The sequence below is a fragment of the Blautia schinkii genome, from assembly GCF_013304825.1.
Lineage (GTDB): Bacteria > Bacillota > Clostridia > Lachnospirales > Lachnospiraceae > Blautia_A > Blautia_A schinkii_B.
The window spans coordinates 15,331-37,200 of the sequence record NZ_JAAWUO010000006.1; the positions used below are offsets into that span (position 1 = coordinate 15,331).

Below are 21,870 nucleotides of genomic sequence, written 5' to 3' on the forward strand. Positions count from 1 at the left end.
GAAAATCAGTTAAAATTAGTTCTAGAAAGTCATAGATTAGTCATAGAATTTAGTCATAGAAAATTTTGAAAGGCGGAAGAATATGATATATACGGATAGCCAATTAAAAGAAAAGATTGTTCGCATGATAGAATCTTTTGAAAATGAAGTTGTAGAATTTAAAGAAGCACGCACAAATTATTCGTTTAATGACATTGGTAAATATTTTTCTGCACTTAGCAATGAAGCAAATCTTCGGGGATTACAGGAGGCGTGGCTGATTTTCGGAATTTCGGATGATAAACGATATGTAGGAACGGAATTTCGGAAACAGGGAAGTCTGCAAAGTTTGAAAAAGGAAATCGTAAATGGAACCAATGAACGATTGACATTTCTGGAGATATACGAACTGACAATGGAAAAATGTCGAGTGATAGCATTTCAAATTCCTCCAGCTATTAGGGGGATTCCGACAACATGGCAAGGGGCAGCGTATGCCAGAGAGCATGAATCTATATCACCGCTTCCGATGAATAAAGTAGATCTACTTAGAAGTCAAATAGGAATGGATTGGTCAAAAGAAATTGTAGAAGATGCAACGATAGAAGACTTGGATGAAGAAGCGATTAAAAGAGCAAGAGAACTTTTCTCAAAACGTCAGAGTGATCGAAAAAAAGCACAGGAAGTTTTAAAGAAACTGTCTGATATTGAGGTTTTAAATAAAGCTGGTATTACAATAAAAGGAAAAATCACCAGAACGGCATTATTGTTATTAGGAAAAAGTGAGGCTAAATATTTCTTTGATGGCTTTATTCCTAGAATTACCTGGACACTTTATAATGCAGATAATTCGGTAAAAGCTTATGAACATTTTGATATACCGATGTTAATGGCAGTGGATAAGGTATATTCCAGGATCAGAAATGTAAAGTATCGTTATATTGCCGGACAGCAGACTTTGTTTCCGGATGAAGTAGATCAATATGAACCAGAGCTGATCAAAGAGATTATTAATAACTGTATTGCTCATCAGGACTATCGCTTGCGTGGAAAAATCAACGTAGAGGAATTTGAGGACAGACTGGTATTTATCAATGAGGGGGCTTTTATACCAGAAACTATTGAACAAGCACTGGAACCGGGATATAAACCACCGTATTATCGAAATGTGTTTTTGTGTAACGCAATGGTAAATCTGTATATGATTGATACAAATTCAATGGGAATACCAATGATGTATCAGATACAGCGTGATAAATGCTTCCCATTGCCGACATATGATTTGAACACAATTAATAGAGTTACAGTGACTGTGTACGGAAAGATATTGGATAAGAATTATACTCAGCTTTTATATTCCAATGAAGATTTAGATATGAGAACTGTATTTTTGTTGGATAAAGTTCAGAAACAGGAAGTAGTTTCTAAAGAAAGCTTTAAGGATTTGAAGAAAAAAGGTCTTGTGGAAGGACGTTATCCTAATGTTTTTGTATCTTTCAAGGTGGCAGATATTGTCGGACAGAAAGCTGCTTATGTTCGAAATAAAGGGTTAGATGATGATATTTGCAAGCAGTTAATTATAAAAGCACTTCAGTCAATGGGAGAAGCCAGCAAAAGAGATTTAATGGAAGTACTGGAAAAAGCATTGCCAGAAGTACTTAGCGATGAACAGAAATCGAAGAAGGTTTCTAATTTGTTACAGGCAATGAAAAAGGATGGAATTGTTGTTACAACAGGAACTAATAGGTATGCAAAGTGGTACTTGATAAAAAATGATTGATTTACAAAAATGCGAGGGGGATGAAAAATGAAATATATTACACAAGATTGGACATCTACTAAGGATGGATATTTATTTTTTGTTCAAAGACTACAAGAAATGTTGTTTCATTATTCAGATGATATTGTTAAAGCGCCTGTTCATAATACACAAACATTATTAGAAGAATATGTTGATACTGAAAAAGATGTGGTGAAAGGGAGTATTAAGCAATATCAATTAGATATAATTGCAAAAGAGATTAAGTCGAGTTTAATGACAGACGTTATTGTTCGAGAGTTGTATAAATATGAAGTTATTGAAGAGATGGCAAAATTTTTAGATAAAGATCAAAGAACAGCGGTACATTATATATTCAATAAGATACCAAAGAAAAAGTACTATGAAATATGTTGTAAATACTTGAAAGAAAATTTGTCGGAATCAAACCGTAAAACAGAAATTGAAAAAGGACTTCGTGCTTGGCTTGCTTTTTTGCTATGGCATGGATATTCATCGGAATATATATATAGATTCCTGAGAAATATATTTGAGGAAAGTATAAATGATCCAGAAAAAAAAGCACAGATTTTTTTGAATAGGTTTGATTTTGAAATTGGTAAATACAAAGTGTACTTTGTTTTTTATGAAAAATTAAAGCCATATCAAAAGTTGTTAAATGAAAGATTGCATATTTCGTTTGAAGATGATGGTTGCTTTAAACAGATTAAAAGAAAGCAAAAGTCCTTTATAGGGGTTATGGAAACAAAGGCATATGATAATTATTCAGCAATGAAACGAGCGTATTCTGCATTAGAAATTTTTTTGAGATATTTAGAAGTTTTTTTGAATGATAATATCAGTGTAATAGGTAAAAACGGATTGGTAATTCGACAAGATACCCAAGAGGGAATAATTCTTCCCGTAAAAGCGTTTGGGTATAAAAGTATCAAGCCTGAGCCACGAGAAAATTTTAAAACTGAAATAGATACAATTGTTTTGGGATGCCAAGAAAAAGGAAAGGAAACTTATTCTCAGCTTAATAAGATTGTTGATTTGCATAATGCGGCATTAAATCAACAAGACTTAAATGATGCATTTCTTAATTTGTGGTCAGCGTTGGAGGTTGCAAGTGTTACAGATAGTTCAAAATCCAAAATTGAAAGCGTTACTGATAATATAGTTTCCATTCTACAAAATGACTATTTCGAATGCATATTTTCTAATATACTTGACGATTTGAAAAATAATTTAGGTAATCGAAAAGTAAGTTTGTTGCTTAAAGATATAACAGAATTCGATAAAGAGATTTGTAAAATCGCAGGCTTTATATTTCTTGAAAAATATGAGAAATATCGAGAAGATTATTTTGCGAATGAGCTTAAGTATTATCCCAATATACGTTATAAAATATATAACTTATATGAGCAAAGAGAAAATCGCGAAAAATTATGGCATCTTTCCGAAAAGTATTGTCAAAGAATTGAATGGCATCTTTATCGCTTATATAGGCTTAGAAATGCTATTGTTCATGCAGGGGAAAGCCATAAACGAATACAAATGTTAGGAGAACATTTGCATATCTATGTGGATCGTGTAATTCTTGAGTTGATGGTTAAATTAGCAAAAGATAAATGCCTTGGGACGATACAAGATGTTTTTACAGATACATATTTGTTATTGAATAAAAAGAAAAAAAATTTAAAAGAACCAGGTAATGTTGATGAACAATCCATTATGCTATTGTTAGAAAATTTTTTTATCGAAGAGTAATGCATATAAGGAATATTCTGAAGAAAGGGTATTCCTTATTTTGCTATTTACAATTATATTTTAGATGGTACAATAAAGTTGTAACAGAACGACTTAAATATAACAGAAAGGTATTAGATATGAATATAGCTGCTTATTGTCGTGTCTCCACTGATAAAGCTGATCAGCTCAACAGTCTGGAAGCTCAAAAGCAATTTTTCTCTGAGTACACCCAGCGTACTGGTGACAACTTAGTTAGATTATATGCAGATGAGGGTATTTCAGGCACGAAAATAAAAAATCGAAAAGAATTTTTACGCATGATGGCTGATGCTGAACATGGACTATTTGATATGGTAGTAGTAAAGGACATCTCTCGCTTTGCCAGAAATACTGTAGACCTTCTGCAGAATGTCCGCAAACTGAAAGCATTAGGAATCGAGACACAGTTTTTGACGGCCAACATGACCAGCATGGGAAACAGTGAATTTGTTCTGACAATCTTCGGTGCATTGGCGCAGGAAGAAAGTGCCAATACTTCAAAGCGTGTGAAATTCGGCAAGAAAATGAATGCTGAAAAAGGACGAGTTCCGAATATTGTGTACGGATATGATAAAACCATTGGAGATTACTTTAATTTGGCAATCAACGAGGAAGAAGCAGCTGTTATCAGGCAGATTTATAAATGGTATATCGAAGAAGGATATGGTGCCGCCAAGATTGCAAACATGCTGAATGCGAAAGGCATCCGAACAAAGCGTAATTGTCAGTGGAGCCAGAATGCGACGTGCCGGATTTTAACGAATGAACTTTATACCGGAAAAATTATCAATGGAAAGCAGGAAGTAACTGACTTCCTGACCGGACAGAGAACGGAAAAAGATGAAACGGAGTGGATGGTAACAGAACGTCCGGAACTGCGGATTATTGAGCCGGAAATGTATGAAAAGGCACAGGAGATTTTGGAGTGCAGAAGCAAGACTTTTAAATTAACAAAGGAACGGCAGAGCAATAAGTATTTGTTTTCTACTCTGATTAAATGTAAGGAATGTGGCTGGTCATTTCGACGAACTGTTCGTACTTATAAGAATACTTATATTCGCTGGGTATGTTCCGGTCATAATGGACGTGGGGCGGATAGCTGCCCGAATGCTCAGACAGTGGACGAGGAAGAGTTGATTGAAGTTCTGTCCGAATACTTTTCCGAGCTGCTGAAAGCAAAGAAAAATGTAATTCGTCACGTAACAGGCGAATTCCAGAGGGTTTACAAAGCCAAGGATGAGAACCTGAATTACGAAAAGGAATTGAACGCACAGCTTCACAAGCTTCAAAAAATGCGTCAGAAATACATGGATATGTACACCGATGACCTCATTACACGTGAGGAACTGAATGAAAAAATCGGCGGCACAAAACAGGAAATCGAGCGTCTGGAGAATGAGTTGAAAATGGTTGCTTATCACCTGACAAAAGGTGAACAACTGGAAACAATCTTGAATCGCACGTTTAAAGAGATTGAAGATATTTCCGATGTTCACCAGATGACCAATGCACAGCTTAAACGGATTATCCAGAAAATTGAAGTAGACAAGGATGGTAACGTAGATATTTACTTACGAATCTTCGGTGATTTAGGCTTAGATGAAACCGTTCTAATTAGTGACAACCAAACATAAGGACTGTGTGGAACGGTTGAAGGTGATCAATCCGGGGATGGCTGTGGAAGTGCGGAAGGTACTGGATGTGAATAAGCAGGAGAGACATATCCGTGGAGGGCTTGCGACCCGGGAGAAGTATCTGCATGCGCGAAATTAAGTTGACATACCTGGTGAGTTGTGCGAAGATTTGTATATAAGTGCAATAGCTGCTTTGCCAGGCATTGAATACACCACGAAAGAAAGAGAGGCTTTTATCATGCTGAAACAGTTATCCATATACGCAGAGAACAAGAAGGGCGTTATGCAGAACATCACAGGGATCCTGAAGGAAGAGGACATTAACATTCTGGGATCTGTTACCAACGACAGTGCTGAGTACGGAATCGTAAGAATGGTAGTTTCTGATCCGGAAAAAGCGAAGGAGGCTCTGATCGGTGCCGGTTATCTCTGTCATGTTATTGAGGTGATCGGAGTAGAAGTAGAAGATAAAACAGGAAATCTCAATGATCTTCTTCTTACACTAAAGGACAGTAACGTAAGTGTGGATTATCTGTATCTTTCTTTTAATCGTGATTCCGGCAAGCCGATCATGGTATTCCATACAGAAGATATCATGGAAGTAAGAGAATGCCTGAAATCCAGAGGATACTCTGTTTTATAGAAATAAAACGATCATGTCCAATTATTAATGAATTCTATATTATAAAAACTAAATATTAATTTTACAAATAAACATGGTCATGCTATCATATAACCATAATAGTTCTTAACCTGTATCAGCCACCTACGGATATGCAAGTATCCGACATAAATACAGGGCAGAACTAAAAAACTCATCACATAAAGTTAATAATTACACCCATGAAGGATCCTGTGAATCAGCGTACACAGGTTACTTCAGAAAAAAGCTGTTATATCGGCGGAGTTTTCTGTGTCTCCAATGGTATGGCAGCTTTTTTCTTTATGTAATATTCAGTCAAAAATTTCGCAGTATTTTCACAAACACGTGATACATTATAGGAAGTGTTATAATACATTTCGAATATAGATAAGCGCAGCGTTTGCTTTTATGAGCAAGTGCGAAGTGGATTGCGAATATCCGCATGACCTGAATGCAGATGGTGAATATCTGCCTGACGACTGATAAGAATCGACGGAAGAGGAAATACGATGAAATTACTGAAAAAACGAAATCATAGAAGCGAAATCCCGGTCTGGGTCTATATCCTGGCATTTTTGTTTCCGGTAATCATATTTACAGCTGGTTTTTCCCTAAAAGGCGTGTATCCCTTTGGGGAGGCGTCAGCACTTGTTGTAGACGGTGTTCACCAGTATACAGCTTTTTATAAAGAGCTTGCCAGCCAGCTTGGAAAAGGTCTGGGATGGACTTATTCTTCACACGCCATGGGATACAATTTCTATGGCTTATTCTGTTATTATCTCTGCAGTCCATTCAGTTTGCTGGTTCTTCTGCTGATGAAATTCATGTACGTAAACGAAGCTGTGACAGCTGTGATCCTGGTCAAAGTGGGTCTTTGCAGCGTGTCCATGGCATGGTATTCCGGAAAAAAATATCCTGGCAGAAGCAGCATGGCAGTTTCTCTTGGCTGCATGTACGGCCTGTCTAATTTTATGCTGGGCTATTACAGCAATGTGATGTGGTTTGACTGTATTATGATGCTTCCGGTGCTGGCATATTTTATAGAACAGTTTGTACATACCGGAAGATGGAAAAGATATTGCCTGGTGCTGGGGTACTGTATTCTGACCAGCTATTATATGGGATTTATGCTGTGCGTATTTGCAGCACTTTATTATCTGGCCAATCTCATTATTATGGTGGCGACGAAAACGGATCAGCGCGGAGCTAAGATTTTTTATTCACTGGGGACGTTCGCGGGAGCTTCCATTGCGGCAGCAGGCCTAGGGGGTATCACGCTGATCCCCGGAATCATCGCGGTTTCCAGAACAGCTGCAGCAACAGAGGCAGGAAGCGAACTGAACGGTGTTTACGGAGATCTCTGGAAGCAGCTTGGCGCGTTGATGGAAGATTCCCTGTCTTTTGTGAAATCAGGTGAGCAGGGAGATGTGAACCTTTACTGTGGCTGCGCGGTGCTGCTTTTTGCAGGAATGTATTTTTTTAACAAAGAGATCCGAATTGTGGAAAAAATCGTGCTGGGTTTGCTGATCGTTTTATATTTTGCAGGGTTTCATGTAACGATGTTGAATCTTCTTTTTCACGGGCTGCATAAGCCGGTGGGAATTCCCAACCGATTTGCTTTTGTTCTGGTGTTCCTGCTTCTAAGAGTGACCAGTGATGCCTGGGGAAAAATATCCGTACAGAGCAGAAAATGGCTTTTTGCAGGGCTGGCAGCAGCAGAAATATTTTGTGTAGCTGTAGGGATTCTGGGTGGGAAAAACAGAGAAATTTTATTCTCAGCCGGTGCTATTGCACTGATGTTTTTACCTGTGTGGACGGAATGTTTTATTTGTGGAAAACTTCCGGTAAACCACTTCGGACATGTGGAAATTCGAAAAATATGCAGCTGTATACTTATGCTGTTGATCCTTGCAGAAACCGGAATCCACGGGATTGTAAGCATTACAGATAACGGAACAGCCAGTCGTGATATTTATGTGGAAAGCGAGCAGGAAGTTAGTGAACTTATGGATTCTGTAAGTGCAGATCAGGTAAATTACAGAGCTGCTATTGTGAATCCGCTGGTGAGAAATGAGGAACTTCTGTATCAGCTTAATGGAATTTCAATGTATTCATCTACCAATACGGAAGAAATGTGGGATTTTGTGAAAACCATGGGTTTTGAAAATCTGGAGAACCGCTATCAATATGCAGGTGCAACAGAGGCAATGGATATGCTTCTGGGAATCCGTTATCTGATCTGTCGGAATACAAGGATATTGAACACATCCTATCAGAAGATGGGGGAAAGTTTGTCTTTTGACCTGTATGAAAATCCCCGTGCGCTGAAAGCCGGATATATGGTCAGTGATTCTGCAGTGGATTATGCAATGGCAGGCACTAATCCAATGGAAGTACAGAACCGGCTGCTCAGAGGCATTGCAGGGAAAAGACTTTATAATCTGAAGACAGTCAGCTCTGAGACAACACTTACCGGAATGGCAGCCTTCAATATCCGACTGAAAAAAGACGAACATGGGTATCTTTACATTCCGGGAACAGAGCCGGATACAGTTACGATCAATGGGCAGGAACAGAAGTCAGATTACTGGAATAATAATTTTCTGGATCTTGGAACTTATGATACAGAAACAATGGTTCATATCACTGCAAATTCCGGTATACACGAAGCTGTTCTCGGAACTTATCAGGAGACGGATCTGGATGAAATCTATGAAAAGCTTTCCTTACAGCAGATAGATCTTGAAGGAGGAAAAGGGAACATAACTGTGCAAAGGGGCGGAATACTTATGATTAGCAGTTTTTATGATTCGGATATGCGGATTTATGTAGATGGAAAAAAAGCGGAAACACTGAACCTGCAGGGACTTACCGGGGTGAAGCTTTCGGCAGGAGCACATAAGATTGTTATGAAATATCATACACCTGGGCTTCGGTTGGGAGCAGTTCTTTCTATATTAATGGTATTTGTGCTGGGAATTATAGAGTATGCAGGAAGCAGAAAGCGGAAAAATTACGGGAGAAGGAGATATTTTACCTGGATATAGTAGCTCAACAGAAAAAGACGTGATATACTTCCTGGAAGGAGCGGAGGCCATAACGGAAAAATCAGCTGGTTCAGATTGTGCGGTGCTGAATGGTTGGGAACAGTCAGCAGACAGATAGAGAATGATCTGTCTGGAAGAAAGGGAAATATCATGGAAAAACTGTGGAAAAGACTGGAGACGCAGATGGTACAGTCTTACGAAGGTATGGTAAAGGAAGATTCCGATATGACGGTGTGGAACCGGGCGTTTGAGACATTGGCAGAGATCGTTGAGTATGGTCGGAAAAAATACGGGGATTTCGCACCGGAGCTTTTTATCCTGGATGGAAGCACGGATTTTATGTTTGATCTGAAGATATGGCTAGATGATTACATGGAGTTTCTGGAACAGGAAGAGGAGCAGGAACAGCTGGAAAAAGTATGCAGAAAACTTTTGAAGCTTTTTGCGTGGGAAAAGGCATCGCCGTCTGATATACGGTTCCGTCTGGCATCATCTATGCTGTCTTTAAATAAGAAAAAAGAGGCAGGGGATTTCTGCGAGAGATGGTATGGAGAGGATGAGAATGATCCGGCTGCGGCAGCTGCGCTGATTTATGCCTGGATCGCAGACAGACGGTATAAAGATGCACAGAAGGTTGTGGATTTCTGGATGGATAAAGAAGGCGGTTATACAGAGGAAAATGCAGAGGTTTTTGGAGCAGCAGCCGTTTTGCAGAATGTTTTTCCGGGAAATGGGAAAGATATACAGGTACAGTACTGCAGTTCATGCAATAAATTATAAAGCAGTCTCTTCGGAAAAGATGGCGGAGATCGGGAAAGACAAGGTCCTGGAAGTAAAAGTGTCATTTTTGCAGGGTTGTGACATCTATGAAGAAAATTGCGCTGAACCCCTGTAAAATCAGCAAAAATTCTTTGTAAAACACCTTGACAAGCCGTATATTTACGGTCTATAATGAGCAAGCGTGCGAATGAAACGTTATATTTTCGCATGCCGTAATTTGTAAATAGCAACCGCAAGGCCCCATGGGATAACCCATGGAGAAATAAATCGGGAGGTGAAATGGAATGCCAACATTCAACCAGTTAGTAAGAAAGGGCCGTCAGACAGCTGTTAAGAAATCTACAGCACCGGCTCTGCAGAAAACATTTAACTCTTTAAGAAAGAAATCAGTTGATCAGGCTGCTCCACAGAAACGTGGTGTTTGTACAGCTGTTAAGACAGCTACTCCTAAAAAGCCTAACTCAGCTCTTAGAAAGATCGCCAGAGTTCGTCTTTCCAACGGTATCGAGGTAACAAGCTACATTCCAGGAGAGGGTCACAATCTTCAGGAGCATAGCGTTGTCCTTATCCGTGGAGGAAGAGTTAAGGACTTACCTGGTACAAGATACCACATCATCAGAGGTACTCTTGATACAGCAGGTGTTGCTAACAGAAAACAGGCTCGTTCCAAATACGGAGCTAAGAGACCTAAAGCTAAGAAATAATTTAAGTAGATCAGAAATCTACACCGCTTCCTGATTGCAGACGATCAGGAGGATTACAAAGATATTATTCATCTAATGTATTACAGCGGAAGACTATAAAGATTTGTACGGTATTCCATATACCCTGTCGGTTGCGGGTTAAATATAGGACCTTACCAGTGCGAACATGCAATAGTTTTACTGCGTGAGTACCGATGATATAATCAATATGATTAAGGAGGGAAGTAACGTGCCACGTAAAGGACATACTCAGAAAAGAGACGTTCTGGCTGACCCGATGTACAATAACAAAGTGGTTACCAAACTTATCAATAACATCATGTTAGACGGTAAGAAAGGTGTTGCTCAGAAAATTGTATACGGTGCATTTGCCAGAGTAGAGGAAAAAGCTGGTAAACCAGCAATTGAAGTATTTGAAGAGGCTATGAACAACATCATGCCAGTTCTCGAGGTAAAAGCAAGACGTATCGGTGGTGCTACTTATCAGGTTCCGATCGAGGTAAGAGCAGACAGACGTCAGGCACTTGCTCTTCGTTGGCTTACAATGTTCTCACGTAAGAGAGGCGAGAAGACAATGGAAGAAAGATTGGCTAATGAGCTTCTGGACGCAATGAACAACACAGGTGCATCCGTTAAGAGAAAAGAAGACATGCACAAGATGGCTGAGGCAAATAAAGCATTTGCTCACTATCGCTTCTAATTCGAGGAGGAAAATTCATTGGCTGGAAAAGAAGGAAGAGAATATCCATTAGAGAGAACCAGAAATATCGGTATCATGGCGCATATCGATGCTGGTAAAACAACTCTTACAGAGCGTATTCTTTATTATACAGGTGTTAACTACAAGATCGGTGATACTCATGAAGGTACAGCAACAATGGACTGGATGGAGCAGGAGCAGGAGCGTGGTATCACAATCACATCCGCTGCTACAACATGTCACTGGACTCTTGAGGAGAACTGCAAACCAAAGCCAGGTGCTCTTGAGCATCGTATCAACATCATTGATACACCAGGACACGTAGACTTCACTGTTGAGGTTGAGCGTTCCCTTCGTGTACTTGATGGTGCTGTCGGCGTTTTCTGTGCTAAGGGTGGTGTTGAGCCGCAGTCAGAGAACGTATGGCGTCAGGCTGATACCTACAATGTACCTCGTATGGCATTCATCAACAAGATGGATATCCTTGGTGCAAACTTCTACGGTGCAGTAGAGCAGATCAAGACTCGTCTTGGTAAAAACGCTATCTGTCTTCAGCTTCCAATCGGAAAAGAGGATGACTTCAAAGGAATCATCGATCTTTTCGAGATGAAAGCATACATCTACAACGATGAGAAGGGTGATGACATCTCCATTACTGATATCCCGGAGGATATGCAGGAAGATGCAGAACTTTATCATACAGAGCTGATCGAGAAGATCTGCGAGTTGGATGATGACCTCATGATGGAGTATCTTGAGGGAGATGAGCCTTCTGTAGACAAGCTGAAAGCTGTCCTCAGAAAAGCTACATGTGAGTGTACAGCAGTACCTGTTTGCTGCGGTTCCGCTTACAGAAACAAAGGTGTTCAGAAACTTCTGGATGCAATCCTTGAGTATATGCCGGCTCCTACAGATATCCCGGCTATCAAGGGTGTTGACCTTGACGGCAACGAAGTTGAGAGACATTCATCTGATGATGAGCCGTTCTCCGCTCTTGCATTCAAGATCATGACTGACCCATTCGTAGGAAAACTTGCTTATTTCCGTGTTTATTCAGGAACAATGAACTCCGGTTCTTATGTACTGAATGCCACAAAAGATAAAAAAGAGCGTGTTGGACGTATCCTTCAGATGCACGCTAACAAACGTATGGAGCTGGATAAGGTTTACTCCGGTGATATCGCTGCAGCGATCGGATTCAAATTCACTACAACAGGTGATACAATCTGTGACGAGCAGCATCCGGTAATCCTTGAGTCCATGGAGTTCCCGGAGCCGGTTATCGAGCTCGCGATCGAGCCTAAGACAAAAGCCGGACAGGGCAAACTTGGTGAGGCACTTGCTAAGCTTGCTGAGGAGGACCCGACATTCCGTGCTCATACAGATCAGGAAACTGGACAGACCATTATCGCTGGTATGGGTGAGCTTCACCTGGATATCATCGTTGACCGTCTTCTTCGTGAGTTCAAGGTTGAGGCTAACGTTGGTGCACCTCAGGTTGCTTACAAAGAGACAATCACCAAGCCTGTTGATGTAGACAGCAAGTATGCTAAACAGTCTGGTGGTCGTGGACAGTATGGTCACTGTAAAGTTAAATTCGAGCCTATGGATGCCAACGGAGAAGAGCTGTACAAGTTCGAGTCCACAGTTGTTGGTGGTGCTATTCCGAAGGAATACATCCCGGCAGTTGGCGAAGGTATCGAGGAAGCTATGAAAGCTGGTATCCTCGGAGGATTCCCGGTAGTTGGTGTACATGCAAATGTATACGATGGTTCTTACCATGAAGTCGATTCTTCTGAGATGGCATTCCACATTGCAGGTTCTCTTGCATTCAAGGATGCTATGCAGAAAGCAGCTCCGGTTCTTCTTGAGCCAATCATGAAGGTCGAAGTTACTACACCAGAGGATTACATGGGTGACGTTATCGGTGATATCAACTCCCGTCGTGGACGTATCGAGGGTATGGAAGATATCGGCGGCGGTAAGATGATCCGTGGATATGTTCCGCTTTCCGAGATGTTCGGATACGCTACAGACCTTCGTTCCAGAACACAGGGACGTGGTAACTACTCTATGTTCTTTGAGAAATATGAGCAGGTTCCGAAGTCTGTACAGGAGAAGATCCTTTCTAAGAAGGACTGATCCACTATAAATAAATAAAATGCTTGCAAATAACCTTGGTTTGCAATATAATCAAGGTTAGCAAGTTTAAATCTGAAAAAATGCTCTGATTACAGAGTCAAGTTTTTTAAGGAGGACATTTTAAAATGGCAAAGGCTAAGTTTGAGAGAACAAAACCGCATTGTAACATTGGTACCATCGGACACGTTGACCATGGTAAAACAACTTTAACAGCAGCTATCACAAAAGTTCTGTCTGAGAGAGTAGCAGGAAATACAGCTACAGATTTCGCTAACATCGATAAGGCTCCAGAGGAAAGAGAGCGTGGTATCACAATTTCTACAGCACACGTTGAGTATGAGACAGAGCATAGACACTATGCACACGTTGACTGCCCAGGACATGCTGACTACGTTAAGAACATGATCACAGGTGCAGCTCAGATGGATGGTGCTATCCTTGTTGTTGCTGCTACAGACGGTGTTATGGCTCAGACTAAAGAGCATATCCTTCTTTCCCGTCAGGTAGGTGTTCCTTACATCGTTGTATTCATGAACAAATGTGATATGGTAGACGATGAGGAGCTTCTTGAGCTCGTAGAGATGGAGATCCGTGAGCTTCTTTCCGAGTATGACTTCCCAGGAGATGACATCCCGGTTATCCAGGGTTCTGCTCTTAAAGCTCTTGAGGATCCGAGCAGCGAGTGGGGCGACAAGATCATGGAGCTTATGGATGCTGTTGACAGCTACATTCCAGACCCACAGCGTGACACAGATAAACCGTTCGTAATGCCTGTAGAGGACGTATTCTCCATCACAGGACGTGGTACAGTTGCAACTGGTAGAGTTGAGGCTGGTGTTCTTCACGTATCTGATGAGGTTGAGATCGTTGGTATCAAAGAGGAGACTCGTAAAGTTGTTGTAACTGGTATCGAGATGTTCCGTAAACTTCTTGATGAGGCTCAGGCTGGTGATAACATCGGAGCACTTCTTCGTGGTGTTCAGAGAAACGAGATCGAGCGTGGACAGGTTCTTGCTAAACCGGGAACACTTACATGCCATACAAAATTCACAGCTCAGGTTTACGTTCTGACTAAAGACGAGGGTGGCCGTCATACACCATTCTTCAACAACTATCGTCCGCAGTTCTACTTCAGAACAACAGACGTAACAGGTGTTTGCAACCTTCCAGAGGGAACAGAGATGTGCATGCCTGGAGATAACATCGAGATGACAATCGAGCTGATTCATCCGATCGCTATGAGCCAGGGTCTTACATTCGCTATCCGTGAAGGTGGCCGTACTGTAGGTTCAGGTCGTGTTGCTACAATCATCGAGTAATTATAACTTGATATAAATTGAGTGTCAGGAGTACACTCTGTGTCCAAACGTAAGATACCCCAGAAACCTTGTGTTTCTGGGGTTTTTCTGTACTCTAAGAAAAGAATTATTCGTAAATTTATCAGATTTGCAATAGCGAAACATTTATCAGCAAGATGAAATACAGATAAATTTATAATTGAAAAATAAGACCAGCGGTGCCAAAACGGTGCCAAAAAGAAACTCCTGCGAATGTTTGCTATTCACAGGAGTAATTTTTTACCAGCCTTTGATCTGTTTGATCTGTTCAGCACGTTCCGGATCACGATGATATTGTAGTTTCAGACGGATAGTTTCCACAACTTCCTGTCTGGATTCATCATCAAGCTGATAGAACGATGTAAGCAGATTATCTACATCAGGCATACTGTTCTTACCGAAAAGGTACATCAGCGGATACATAGAATTTTTTAAGTAAGTCTTTACACGACTTGCGTCTAATGCTCCGTTCAAACCGTCTGGAAGTGTAGGATAAATCTCTTCTTCCTTAATTGTGCCAGAAAATGGACTGGCAGAACATATCTCATTCACATCAATTTGCAATTCATTCGCAAGTCTTAATGCAAAATCAAATCGAATATTGGAATCTTTTTGAATAATTGAATATAAGGTTGTAGCACTGATTCCGGTTGCCTTTGCAATTTTGCGGACATTTGTGCCTTTTTCATCAAGATATTTCTTTAAATTTTTACCGTCACCCATAGAATCCTCCTTTTTCATATATTAGAAAATTACGAAAAACATAAATCTATAAAATATCATAACACAGACGTGGAATAAAATAAAGAAAAAATAGTGTACGAAGTTCGTAAAAATGTGTTTACGAAATATTGACAACGATAGAAATACATGATATTATCAATTTACGAAAATCGTACAGATATAGAAATACAGTAAACGTATTCTATATCTGGAGAGGAAAGGAGGAGGCAATATGGCAAGTTACAATTATATGATGAGTGCTGATGAAGTGGCACAGGAATTAAACTGCTCAAAATCTCATGCCTATAAACTGGTGAAAGCTATGAATAAAGAATTATCTGCACAGGGATATATTACGATGGCTGGAAGAATACCAAAGGCGTTTTGGGCAAAAAAGATGTATGGCTATGAAATAGCAGGAAATTAGGGAGGATCAATATGGCTTACAGAGAAAAAGACACAAAAAAATGGACAGCCCAGTGGTTTGAGACAAATGTCATGGGTGAGAAGAAAAAACGCAGAAAGCGTGGATTTGAAACAAAGCGAGAAGCATTGGAGTTTGAACGAAGCAAAAAGTTGAGCAATGAGCGAAATATGGATATGAAGCTGAGCGATTTTATTGAGATTTATTTTTCAGACAAACAAAATGATCTGAAAGATCGAACAATCAAAAATAAAAGATATATGATGCAACAGCATATAGTTCCATATTTTGGAAATCAGATGATGAGTGAGATCAAGGCTTCGCAGATTATTCAGTGGCAGAATGAAATACAGAAGAAAGGATATTCAGATTCTTATTTGAGAATGATACAGAATCAGTTGACCAGCCTGTTTACACATGCAGCTAAAATCTATGATCTGCCGGTTAATCCATGCAAGAAAGTGAAACGAATGGGAAATTCAGATTCGAGAAGTTTGAACTTCTGGACACTGGACGAGTACAAACAGTTTATACAGACAATGGAGCCGGGAACAAGATATTATCTTATGTTTGAGATGTTGTTCTGGACTGGATGCAGGATCGGGGAGCTGCTTGCGATTACAAAAGCTGATATCAATTTTGAAAAGAATCGGCTTAGTATCAATAAGACTTATTACCGGACAGGAATGCAGGATATTATCACAGAACCGAAAACAAAACAGTCCTTTCGGACAATCGAAATTCCGGAATTTCTGAAAGAGGAAATTAAGGAATTTGTAGATGGTCATTACGGAATGCCGGATACAGAAAGATTATTTCCGGTTGTTCAGGAAGCGGTACAGCATAAGATGAAACGGCAGATTGAGCTGGCAGGAGTGAAGAAAATTCGAGTGCATGATATCAGGCACAGCCATGTGGCTTATCTTATTGAGAAAGGTGTGGAACCGTTATTGATTCGGGACAGATTAGGTCATAAAGATATTCGTATCACATTGAACACTTATGGACATCTTTATCCAAATCAGCAGAGAAAGATTGCAAATCTTCTGGATAATGAAAATGGAAATGCTGTTACCGGATTGGGAGAAGAAAGAGATGAATGTTGAAAAGGCAAAAGAAAAAGCCCAGATAAATAATCTGAGCAAGTTCTCTGATAATCAGATTCACTGATATACCATCTTGGCAGATTCAGTATATCACGAATCGGGAAATACGACAATTCCCGAATATCTGTTCATCAGAGACTTGCCCGGAAGGGCAAGAGGAGATGATGGAATGAATATGAATGAAAAAAATAAAATTGAGAATTGTAGAATAGAACCAAAACTGAAACTGATCAATATGGATTCAGTAGAGGTGGAACAGGTAGAATGGCTGCTTTATCCGTTTATTCCTTATGGAAAAGTGACCATTATACAGGGAGATCCAGGAGAAGGCAAGACAACGATGGTACTTCAGATTATTGCAAAACTGACCAGAGGAGAGCCGATTCTTCCTGTTACTGATACAACGAAAACAAAAGAAAAACGAAGTGATGAAGTCGATAGTGAGAATGAAGATTTAGATGCTGAAGATAATATGCAGGAACAGTCTTCTGTGTCACCTGTAAATGTAATCTATCAGACAGCAGAAGATGGACTTGGAGATACTATCAAACCCAGATTACTTGCTGCAGGTGCAGATTGTTCAAAGGTGCTGGTGATTGATGACAGTGACCAGCCACTGACAATGGCAGATGTCAGATTGGAAGAAGCAATCGTGCAGACAAAAGCAAAAATGGTTGTTCTTGATCCGATACAGGGCTTTCTGGGAGCGGACGTAGATATGCACAGGGCAAATGAGATCAGACCACTGATGAAGCGTATCGCAGTGCTGTCAGAAAAATATCACTGTGCAGTCATTTTAATCGGTCATATGAACAAAAACAGCAACGGCAAATCTTCTTATCGAGGACTTGGATCCATTGATTTTCAGGCTGCTGCAAGAAGTGTTCTGATTGTCGGGCGAGTGAAAGATGAACCGGAAGTAAGAGTGGTATGTCATACGAAGAGTTCTCTTGCACCGGAAGGAACGTCCATTGCATTCAGACTGGATAAGAATAATGGGTTTGAATGGATTGGAGAATATGATATCAGTGCCGATGAACTTCTTAATGGAGACGGAAGAGGACAGAAAAGTCGGAAAGCAAAAGAATTTCTCCTTGAGATACTGGCAAATGGAGGAATGACTCAGAAGAAAATTGCAGAAGAAGCAGAAGCCAGAGGAATCAAAAGTAAAACGCTATGGAACGCCAAACGGGAACTTGAAATTGATTCCGTAAAACGTGGAAAGCAATGGTATTGGATGTTGCCAGAATAAAAATGGAAGATGGCAAGATTACCATTTCTTAAGAAGAGGGAATCTTGCTATCTTGAAAGGAGAACAGATGCAAAATAAAAGTGTACAGATTCCATACGAGTTATTCTTTCAGCTCTTACAATATTTTTTGATGGATAACTACGATGGCGAAGAAATAATCCGGTTGGGATTGGAGAAAAAACTGGATGCAATGGTGAATCGTGAAGTATACAGCAAATCCAAAACAGCACCAACGGAAGAAGAAAGAGAAAAGTTCCGGCAGGAATATCTGGACAGACGGGGAATACCGGAGAACTTTCGATGGTAAAGATTCTTTCTGAACACTTTATTACAGGAGCGTGTCACGCACCTGTAGATAGCAGACAAGGAGAATGTTGGTAAGGTGTAGTCGGGAGTTGACTGGCGTAGAAGAGAATTTTCAAAAGGGAGCCCTGATTCAGGGCGCCCCTGCGGAAACGGTAGATGAAAGGAGATTGGCACAATGAGAGAAGGAAGATTAGGATATAACAGTTATAACAAAAGATATGGATTATTATCATCAGATCTATGGATTGATACAGGATTTCACTGTGGAGAATGCCTGGAAGTGTTGCTTGATGATGAATGGGTTCAGACCAGAATGGAAATGAATCCTGCAAGAGAATGGTATCTTGTAGGGACACCGTATTGTGGTGATTTGGAATATATTCGGGCAAGGATACCGGAGTAAAGGTCTCTGTACCCCCGGAGGGCGCAAGGGTACTTTTGATGGACGGTACGGCTGTCGAAAGTGCTTTTGCGTTACTTTTGACAAAAGTAACAAAACCGCCGTATCCGGCGAATATTTCTTTTTATACTATAGCTCGCAAAGATACAAATTTATGTGCCATGTCTGGCACTGGTTTTAGAAAGCGGGGTGAGGAATATGACGATGAAACGAACAATCAGTGGTATGATCGGGACAGGGTCTCTGGCTCATAACAGACGAGATTTTATAGCAGAAAATGTTGATCCAGACAGAGTGCAATTAAATATTTGTTACCGGAATGAGAATCTGAAAGAAGTCTATAAAGAGCTGTTTGATGAAGCTGTAGAACGGTATAATGTCGGGAAAAGAAAAGATCGGCAGATTACAAATTATTATGAAAAGATTCGCCAAGGAAAACAGGAAAAGTTGTTCCATGAAGTGATTTTCCAGATTGGAAACCGAGAAGATATGGCTGTTGGAACAGAAGCAGGAGATCTGGCTGTAAACGTACTGGATGAGTATGTAAAAGATTTCCAGAAACGGAATCCGACACTTCGGGTATTTAGTTGCTATCTGCATCAGGATGAGGCTACTCCACATCTCCATATTGACTTTATTCCTTATGTGACGGGTTGGAAAGGAAAAGGAATGGATACCAGAGTTTCACTGAAACAGGCATTAAAAAGTCTTGGATTTCAAGGTGGAAATAAGCATGATACGGAACTGAATCAGTGGATAAATCATGAAAAAGAAGTTCTGGCAGAGACTGCAAAGCAGTATGGAATTGAATGGGAACAGAAAGGTACTCATGAGGAACATCTGGATGTCTATAACTTCAAGAAAAAAGAACGGAAAAAGGAAGTACAGGAATTGGAGCAGGAGAAAGAGCATCTAACTGCTGAAAAAGAAGAATTAACAGCACAAATTGCAGAATCCAGAGCAGATATCCAGAATTTAAAAGACGATAAGGAACAGGCAATCAAGGCGAAGCAAGAAGCAGAACAAAAGGCAGGGAGCGCAGAAAAAGAACTAAAAAGCCTGGAAGATCGCAGAGAACAGCTACAACCGATTATGGATAGTGTGAGCAAAGAAATCAAAGAATATGGAACGGTTAAAATGTTACTGCCGGAGGCGGGCACGCTAGAACGGGCAGTAACCTATCGAGATAAAAAAATTAAACCACTGTTTCTTCAAATAAAGAATAAGGTTGCTGTAATGGCGGCTCAGGTTAAAGAACTCACGAAAGAGGTGGAAGGTTGGAAGAGAAAATATCAAAAGGTGAAACAAAAATATAATGCTATTCAGAGAGAACTGGATGATATACGTAAAGATAATCAGAAATTGTCAGAAGAAAAAGATATATTACAAGGTGTTTCTGATAGGTATGATCGTGTTGTGCGTGTTCTTGGAATAGAAACTGTAGATACAGCAGTACAGCAGGATATTCAAAACGAGAAAGTCCTGGAAGAAAAGCGACGGATGGAACAAATGCCGAAGGGAAATATTCATGAAAGATTGGCATGGGGAATGAAAAAAAGCGAGATGGAGAATCAGCAGCGTAAGAAAACTAAATCAAAAAACAGAGAAATGGAGAGATAAGATTATGGGAACACACATTTATGATGAAAAGAACGGATTAAGCTATACTTTGCATGGAGATTATTATTTGCCGGATTTGGTATTGAATGAAGAAGAACCGATATATGGGAAATATGGAATGCTGAGGAAACAGTTTCTGAAGGAACACAGATTAGCAAAATATCAATATTTGTTGTTGACTGAAAAGCTGACGGAACACCTGAATCAGATTGATCAGGAGAGCAGAGAGCAGGTGGAAATGCTTATGGAACAGATGGCAGAAAAACAGGGCGTAACTGAAGAATTAAAGGTACAGAATCGGACGAAGTGGGTTAGACTGATGAATAATATAAAAGCTAGTGCAGAAGAAATGGTGTTGAGAGAAATACTTTATATATAAGTATTGTTTGTAAAGGACTGAACAGGAAAAGCAAAATACTATCCGGCTTATTAAGATTTATTTCACATCTCTTGATTTTTATTACGGTTACTGATATAGTTATTACAGTAACCGTAATAAGGAGGGAATGCTATGAGGGATAATGTGAAAAGTGGTGCACTCACAGAAGTGACATTCTATATTTTGCTTTCACTCTATTCACCTAAACACGGATATGCTGTCATGCAGTTCATTGAAGAAAAAACAGGTGGGCGGCTTTCATTGGGAGCAGGCACTTTATATGGTGCATTAAATTCAATGCTAGAAAAGGGATGGATTGAGCTTTTCGGAGATAGTGAAGGTAGAAAAAAAGAGTATCTTATCACTGTAAAAGGAAAGGAGATAGCTGAAAAAGAACTTATCAGACTTCGTGAACTTGTAGGTATTGCAAGCGGAATTGTAGGAGGTACACTATGAGCAAAAAGTGTTATCGTTTTTTTGGTGGGCTATTAACGGTACAGAAAAACTGGCTGAATAAGATGGCTGAAAAAGGTTATCGCCTTATTCGAACGGGAAAATTACTCTATGAATTTGAAAAATGTAAGCCAGGTCAAGTTCAATATTGCGTGGAGTTTATAGGACAAAAATCAAAAGCTAATGCTGAAGATTACCATGATTTCTTGGAAGAAATGGGATATTCCGTATTCTATAAAAATATCAATCTTAATTATTCTGTTGGTAAAGTTCGCTGGCGTCCGTGGGCTGAAATTGGCGGTCGTGTTGCAACAAACACTACAACATTTAACAGGGAATTGCTGATTGTAGAAAAAGAAAATGATGGAAAACCTTTTGACCTTCATACGTCCTATGAAGATAGGGCAAATTATTACAGTAATTTGCGAAATCCCTGGCTGTTATTAATGCTTATGTTCGCGGCATTTGCTACTGTAAATCGGTCTGTTATTTTAGGCATAGTTGCTGTGATTTTTCTAATCCCTGTCATTATATACCAGTTGCAAATTATGAAAAATAGGCATGAAGCGAAGATGAAGGAGTGGTGATTCAGGATAACAAGGTTGGTTTAGTTGATGCAATGTAATACACTGTCGTTTGAGGGTTAGTAGCCCGTTCATAAACTTGTGGGCAGTTTGTTGCTGATGAT

At 39.9% G+C, this 21,870-nt stretch carries 20 protein-coding genes and 1 pseudogene; 20 read left to right on the forward strand and 1 reads right to left on the reverse strand.

The window, feature by feature from the left end:
• The first annotated feature begins 82 nt into the window (after positions 1-82).
• From HFM85_RS06080 to tuf, 11 genes and pseudogenes are all read left to right on the forward strand, one after another.
• Entirely contained in the window at positions 83-1,759 is a 1,677-nt protein-coding gene (locus tag HFM85_RS06080) for an RNA-binding domain-containing protein (protein ID WP_117593511.1), read from the forward strand.
• A 27-nt stretch (positions 1,760-1,786) separates the two neighbouring features.
• The gene (locus HFM85_RS06085; RefSeq protein WP_015541718.1) at positions 1,787-3,511 is read left to right on the forward strand and encodes a hypothetical protein; all 1,725 of its coding nucleotides are present in this window, start codon (positions 1,787-1,789) and stop codon (positions 3,509-3,511) included.
• Between the two features lie 119 nt (positions 3,512-3,630).
• Positions 3,631-5,166: a recombinase family protein gene (locus tag HFM85_RS06090; protein ID WP_117593509.1), complete on the forward strand. Its 1,536-nt coding sequence runs from the start codon at positions 3,631-3,633 to the stop codon at positions 5,164-5,166.
• Positions 5,153-5,305 (forward strand): annotated as a pseudogene (locus tag HFM85_RS06095) (sporulation transcriptional regulator SpoIIID); the annotation flags it as partial. The gene HFM85_RS06090 and the pseudogene HFM85_RS06095, both read left to right, overlap by 14 nt.
• 99 nt (positions 5,306-5,404) lie before the next feature.
• Positions 5,405-5,809 carry an amino acid-binding protein gene (locus HFM85_RS06100; protein ID WP_119240301.1) on the forward strand — a complete coding sequence of 135 codons (405 nt, stop codon included), beginning with the start codon at positions 5,405-5,407 and terminating at the stop codon, positions 5,807-5,809.
• Between the two features lie 509 nt (positions 5,810-6,318).
• On the forward strand, positions 6,319-8,856 hold the full coding sequence (locus tag HFM85_RS06105) for a YfhO family protein (protein ID WP_173739068.1): 2,538 nt from the start codon (positions 6,319-6,321) through the stop codon (positions 8,854-8,856).
• Between the two features lie 150 nt (positions 8,857-9,006).
• Entirely contained in the window at positions 9,007-9,636 is a 630-nt protein-coding gene (locus HFM85_RS06110; RefSeq protein ID WP_173739067.1) for a hypothetical protein, read from the forward strand.
• A 284-nt stretch (positions 9,637-9,920) separates the two neighbouring features.
• The gene (gene rpsL, locus HFM85_RS06115; RefSeq protein WP_119240298.1) at positions 9,921-10,340 is read left to right on the forward strand and encodes a 30S ribosomal protein S12; all 420 of its coding nucleotides are present in this window, start codon (positions 9,921-9,923) and stop codon (positions 10,338-10,340) included.
• A 229-nt stretch (positions 10,341-10,569) separates the two neighbouring features.
• Positions 10,570-11,040, forward strand: a complete 471-nt coding sequence (gene rpsG / locus HFM85_RS06120) for a 30S ribosomal protein S7 (protein ID WP_207660371.1) — start codon at positions 10,570-10,572, stop codon at positions 11,038-11,040.
• An 18-nt stretch (positions 11,041-11,058) separates the two neighbouring features.
• Complete coding sequence (gene fusA, locus HFM85_RS06125) at positions 11,059-13,182, forward strand: elongation factor G (RefSeq protein ID WP_274602634.1); 2,124 nt, start codon at positions 11,059-11,061, stop codon at positions 13,180-13,182.
• 125 nt (positions 13,183-13,307) lie between these two features.
• Positions 13,308-14,501 (forward strand): elongation factor Tu, encoded by a 1,194-nt coding sequence (tuf, locus tag HFM85_RS06130; RefSeq protein WP_118515188.1) that lies wholly within the window; start codon positions 13,308-13,310, stop codon positions 14,499-14,501.
• 258 nt (positions 14,502-14,759) lie between these two features.
• Here tuf and HFM85_RS06135 read toward each other — a convergent pair whose 3' ends face one another.
• Positions 14,760-15,242, reverse strand: coding sequence for a helix-turn-helix domain-containing protein (locus HFM85_RS06135; RefSeq protein WP_008790928.1), 483 nt, complete (start codon positions 15,240-15,242; stop codon positions 14,760-14,762).
• 232 nt (positions 15,243-15,474) lie between these two features.
• On the opposite strand from HFM85_RS06135, the gene HFM85_RS06140 reads away from it, so the two are divergent.
• The 9 genes from HFM85_RS06140 (at position 15,475) to HFM85_RS06180 (ending at position 21,769) form a co-directional block, all read left to right on the forward strand.
• A complete protein-coding gene (locus HFM85_RS06140) occupies positions 15,475-15,669 on the forward strand; it encodes a MerR family transcriptional regulator (RefSeq protein WP_004850599.1) in 195 nt (64 codons plus the stop codon).
• 11 nt (positions 15,670-15,680) lie between these two features.
• Complete coding sequence (locus tag HFM85_RS06145) at positions 15,681-16,772, forward strand: site-specific integrase (protein ID WP_173739181.1); 1,092 nt, start codon at positions 15,681-15,683, stop codon at positions 16,770-16,772.
• 169 nt (positions 16,773-16,941) lie between these two features.
• Positions 16,942-18,024, forward strand: coding sequence for an AAA family ATPase (locus tag HFM85_RS06150; protein WP_055247529.1), 1,083 nt, complete (start codon positions 16,942-16,944; stop codon positions 18,022-18,024).
• Positions 18,025-18,091: 67 nt separating this feature from the next.
• On the forward strand, positions 18,092-18,331 hold the full coding sequence (locus HFM85_RS06155; RefSeq protein ID WP_004850590.1) for a hypothetical protein: 240 nt from the start codon (positions 18,092-18,094) through the stop codon (positions 18,329-18,331).
• A gap of 174 nt (positions 18,332-18,505) precedes the next feature.
• Positions 18,506-18,733, forward strand: a complete 228-nt coding sequence (locus tag HFM85_RS06160) for a DUF5348 domain-containing protein (RefSeq protein ID WP_008373546.1) — start codon at positions 18,506-18,508, stop codon at positions 18,731-18,733.
• A gap of 201 nt (positions 18,734-18,934) precedes the next feature.
• Positions 18,935-20,350: a plasmid recombination protein gene (locus tag HFM85_RS06165; RefSeq protein WP_118701431.1), complete on the forward strand. Its 1,416-nt coding sequence runs from the start codon at positions 18,935-18,937 to the stop codon at positions 20,348-20,350.
• Positions 20,351-20,354: 4 nt separating this feature from the next.
• Positions 20,355-20,729, forward strand: a complete 375-nt coding sequence (locus HFM85_RS06170) for a TnpV protein (RefSeq protein ID WP_173739180.1) — start codon at positions 20,355-20,357, stop codon at positions 20,727-20,729.
• A gap of 132 nt (positions 20,730-20,861) precedes the next feature.
• Positions 20,862-21,185 (forward strand): PadR family transcriptional regulator, encoded by a 324-nt coding sequence (locus tag HFM85_RS06175; RefSeq protein ID WP_004850579.1) that lies wholly within the window; start codon positions 20,862-20,864, stop codon positions 21,183-21,185.
• Positions 21,182-21,769 (forward strand): DUF2812 domain-containing protein, encoded by a 588-nt coding sequence (locus HFM85_RS06180; RefSeq protein ID WP_118049207.1) that lies wholly within the window; start codon positions 21,182-21,184, stop codon positions 21,767-21,769. Before HFM85_RS06175 ends, HFM85_RS06180 begins: the two co-directional genes overlap by 4 nt.
• The last annotated feature ends 101 nt before the right edge of the window (positions 21,770-21,870 follow it).

Excerpts from the sequence above, each read along its gene's own strand:
- HFM85_RS06145 (WP_173739181.1), top strand. The coding sequence starts at position 15,681 with ATGGCTTACAGAGAAAAAGACACAAAAAAATGGACAGCCCAGTGGTTT.
- HFM85_RS06110 (WP_173739067.1), top strand. The coding sequence starts at position 9,007 with ATGGAAAAACTGTGGAAAAGACTGGAGACGCAGATGGTACAGTCTTAC.
- HFM85_RS06140 (WP_004850599.1), top strand. The coding sequence starts at position 15,475 with ATGGCAAGTTACAATTATATGATGAGTGCTGATGAAGTGGCACAGGAA.
- tuf (WP_118515188.1), top strand. The coding sequence starts at position 13,308 with ATGGCAAAGGCTAAGTTTGAGAGAACAAAACCGCATTGTAACATTGGT.
- HFM85_RS06160 (WP_008373546.1), top strand. The coding sequence starts at position 18,506 with ATGAGAGAAGGAAGATTAGGATATAACAGTTATAACAAAAGATATGGA.
- HFM85_RS06085 (WP_015541718.1), top strand. The coding sequence starts at position 1,787 with ATGAAATATATTACACAAGATTGGACATCTACTAAGGATGGATATTTA.
- HFM85_RS06155 (WP_004850590.1), top strand. The coding sequence starts at position 18,092 with ATGCAAAATAAAAGTGTACAGATTCCATACGAGTTATTCTTTCAGCTC.
- HFM85_RS06175 (WP_004850579.1), top strand. The coding sequence starts at position 20,862 with ATGAGGGATAATGTGAAAAGTGGTGCACTCACAGAAGTGACATTCTAT.
- HFM85_RS06105 (WP_173739068.1), top strand. The coding sequence starts at position 6,319 with ATGAAATTACTGAAAAAACGAAATCATAGAAGCGAAATCCCGGTCTGG.
- rpsL (WP_119240298.1), top strand. The coding sequence starts at position 9,921 with ATGCCAACATTCAACCAGTTAGTAAGAAAGGGCCGTCAGACAGCTGTT.
- HFM85_RS06080 (WP_117593511.1), top strand. The coding sequence starts at position 83 with ATGATATATACGGATAGCCAATTAAAAGAAAAGATTGTTCGCATGATA.
- HFM85_RS06150 (WP_055247529.1), top strand. The coding sequence starts at position 16,942 with ATGAATATGAATGAAAAAAATAAAATTGAGAATTGTAGAATAGAACCA.
- HFM85_RS06090 (WP_117593509.1), top strand. The coding sequence starts at position 3,631 with ATGAATATAGCTGCTTATTGTCGTGTCTCCACTGATAAAGCTGATCAG.
- HFM85_RS06135 (WP_008790928.1), bottom strand. The coding sequence starts at position 15,242 with ATGGGTGACGGTAAAAATTTAAAGAAATATCTTGATGAAAAAGGCACA.
- HFM85_RS06180 (WP_118049207.1), top strand. The coding sequence starts at position 21,182 with ATGAGCAAAAAGTGTTATCGTTTTTTTGGTGGGCTATTAACGGTACAG.
- HFM85_RS06170 (WP_173739180.1), top strand. The coding sequence starts at position 20,355 with ATGGGAACACACATTTATGATGAAAAGAACGGATTAAGCTATACTTTG.
- HFM85_RS06100 (WP_119240301.1), top strand. The coding sequence starts at position 5,405 with ATGCTGAAACAGTTATCCATATACGCAGAGAACAAGAAGGGCGTTATG.
- HFM85_RS06165 (WP_118701431.1), top strand. The coding sequence starts at position 18,935 with ATGAAACGAACAATCAGTGGTATGATCGGGACAGGGTCTCTGGCTCAT.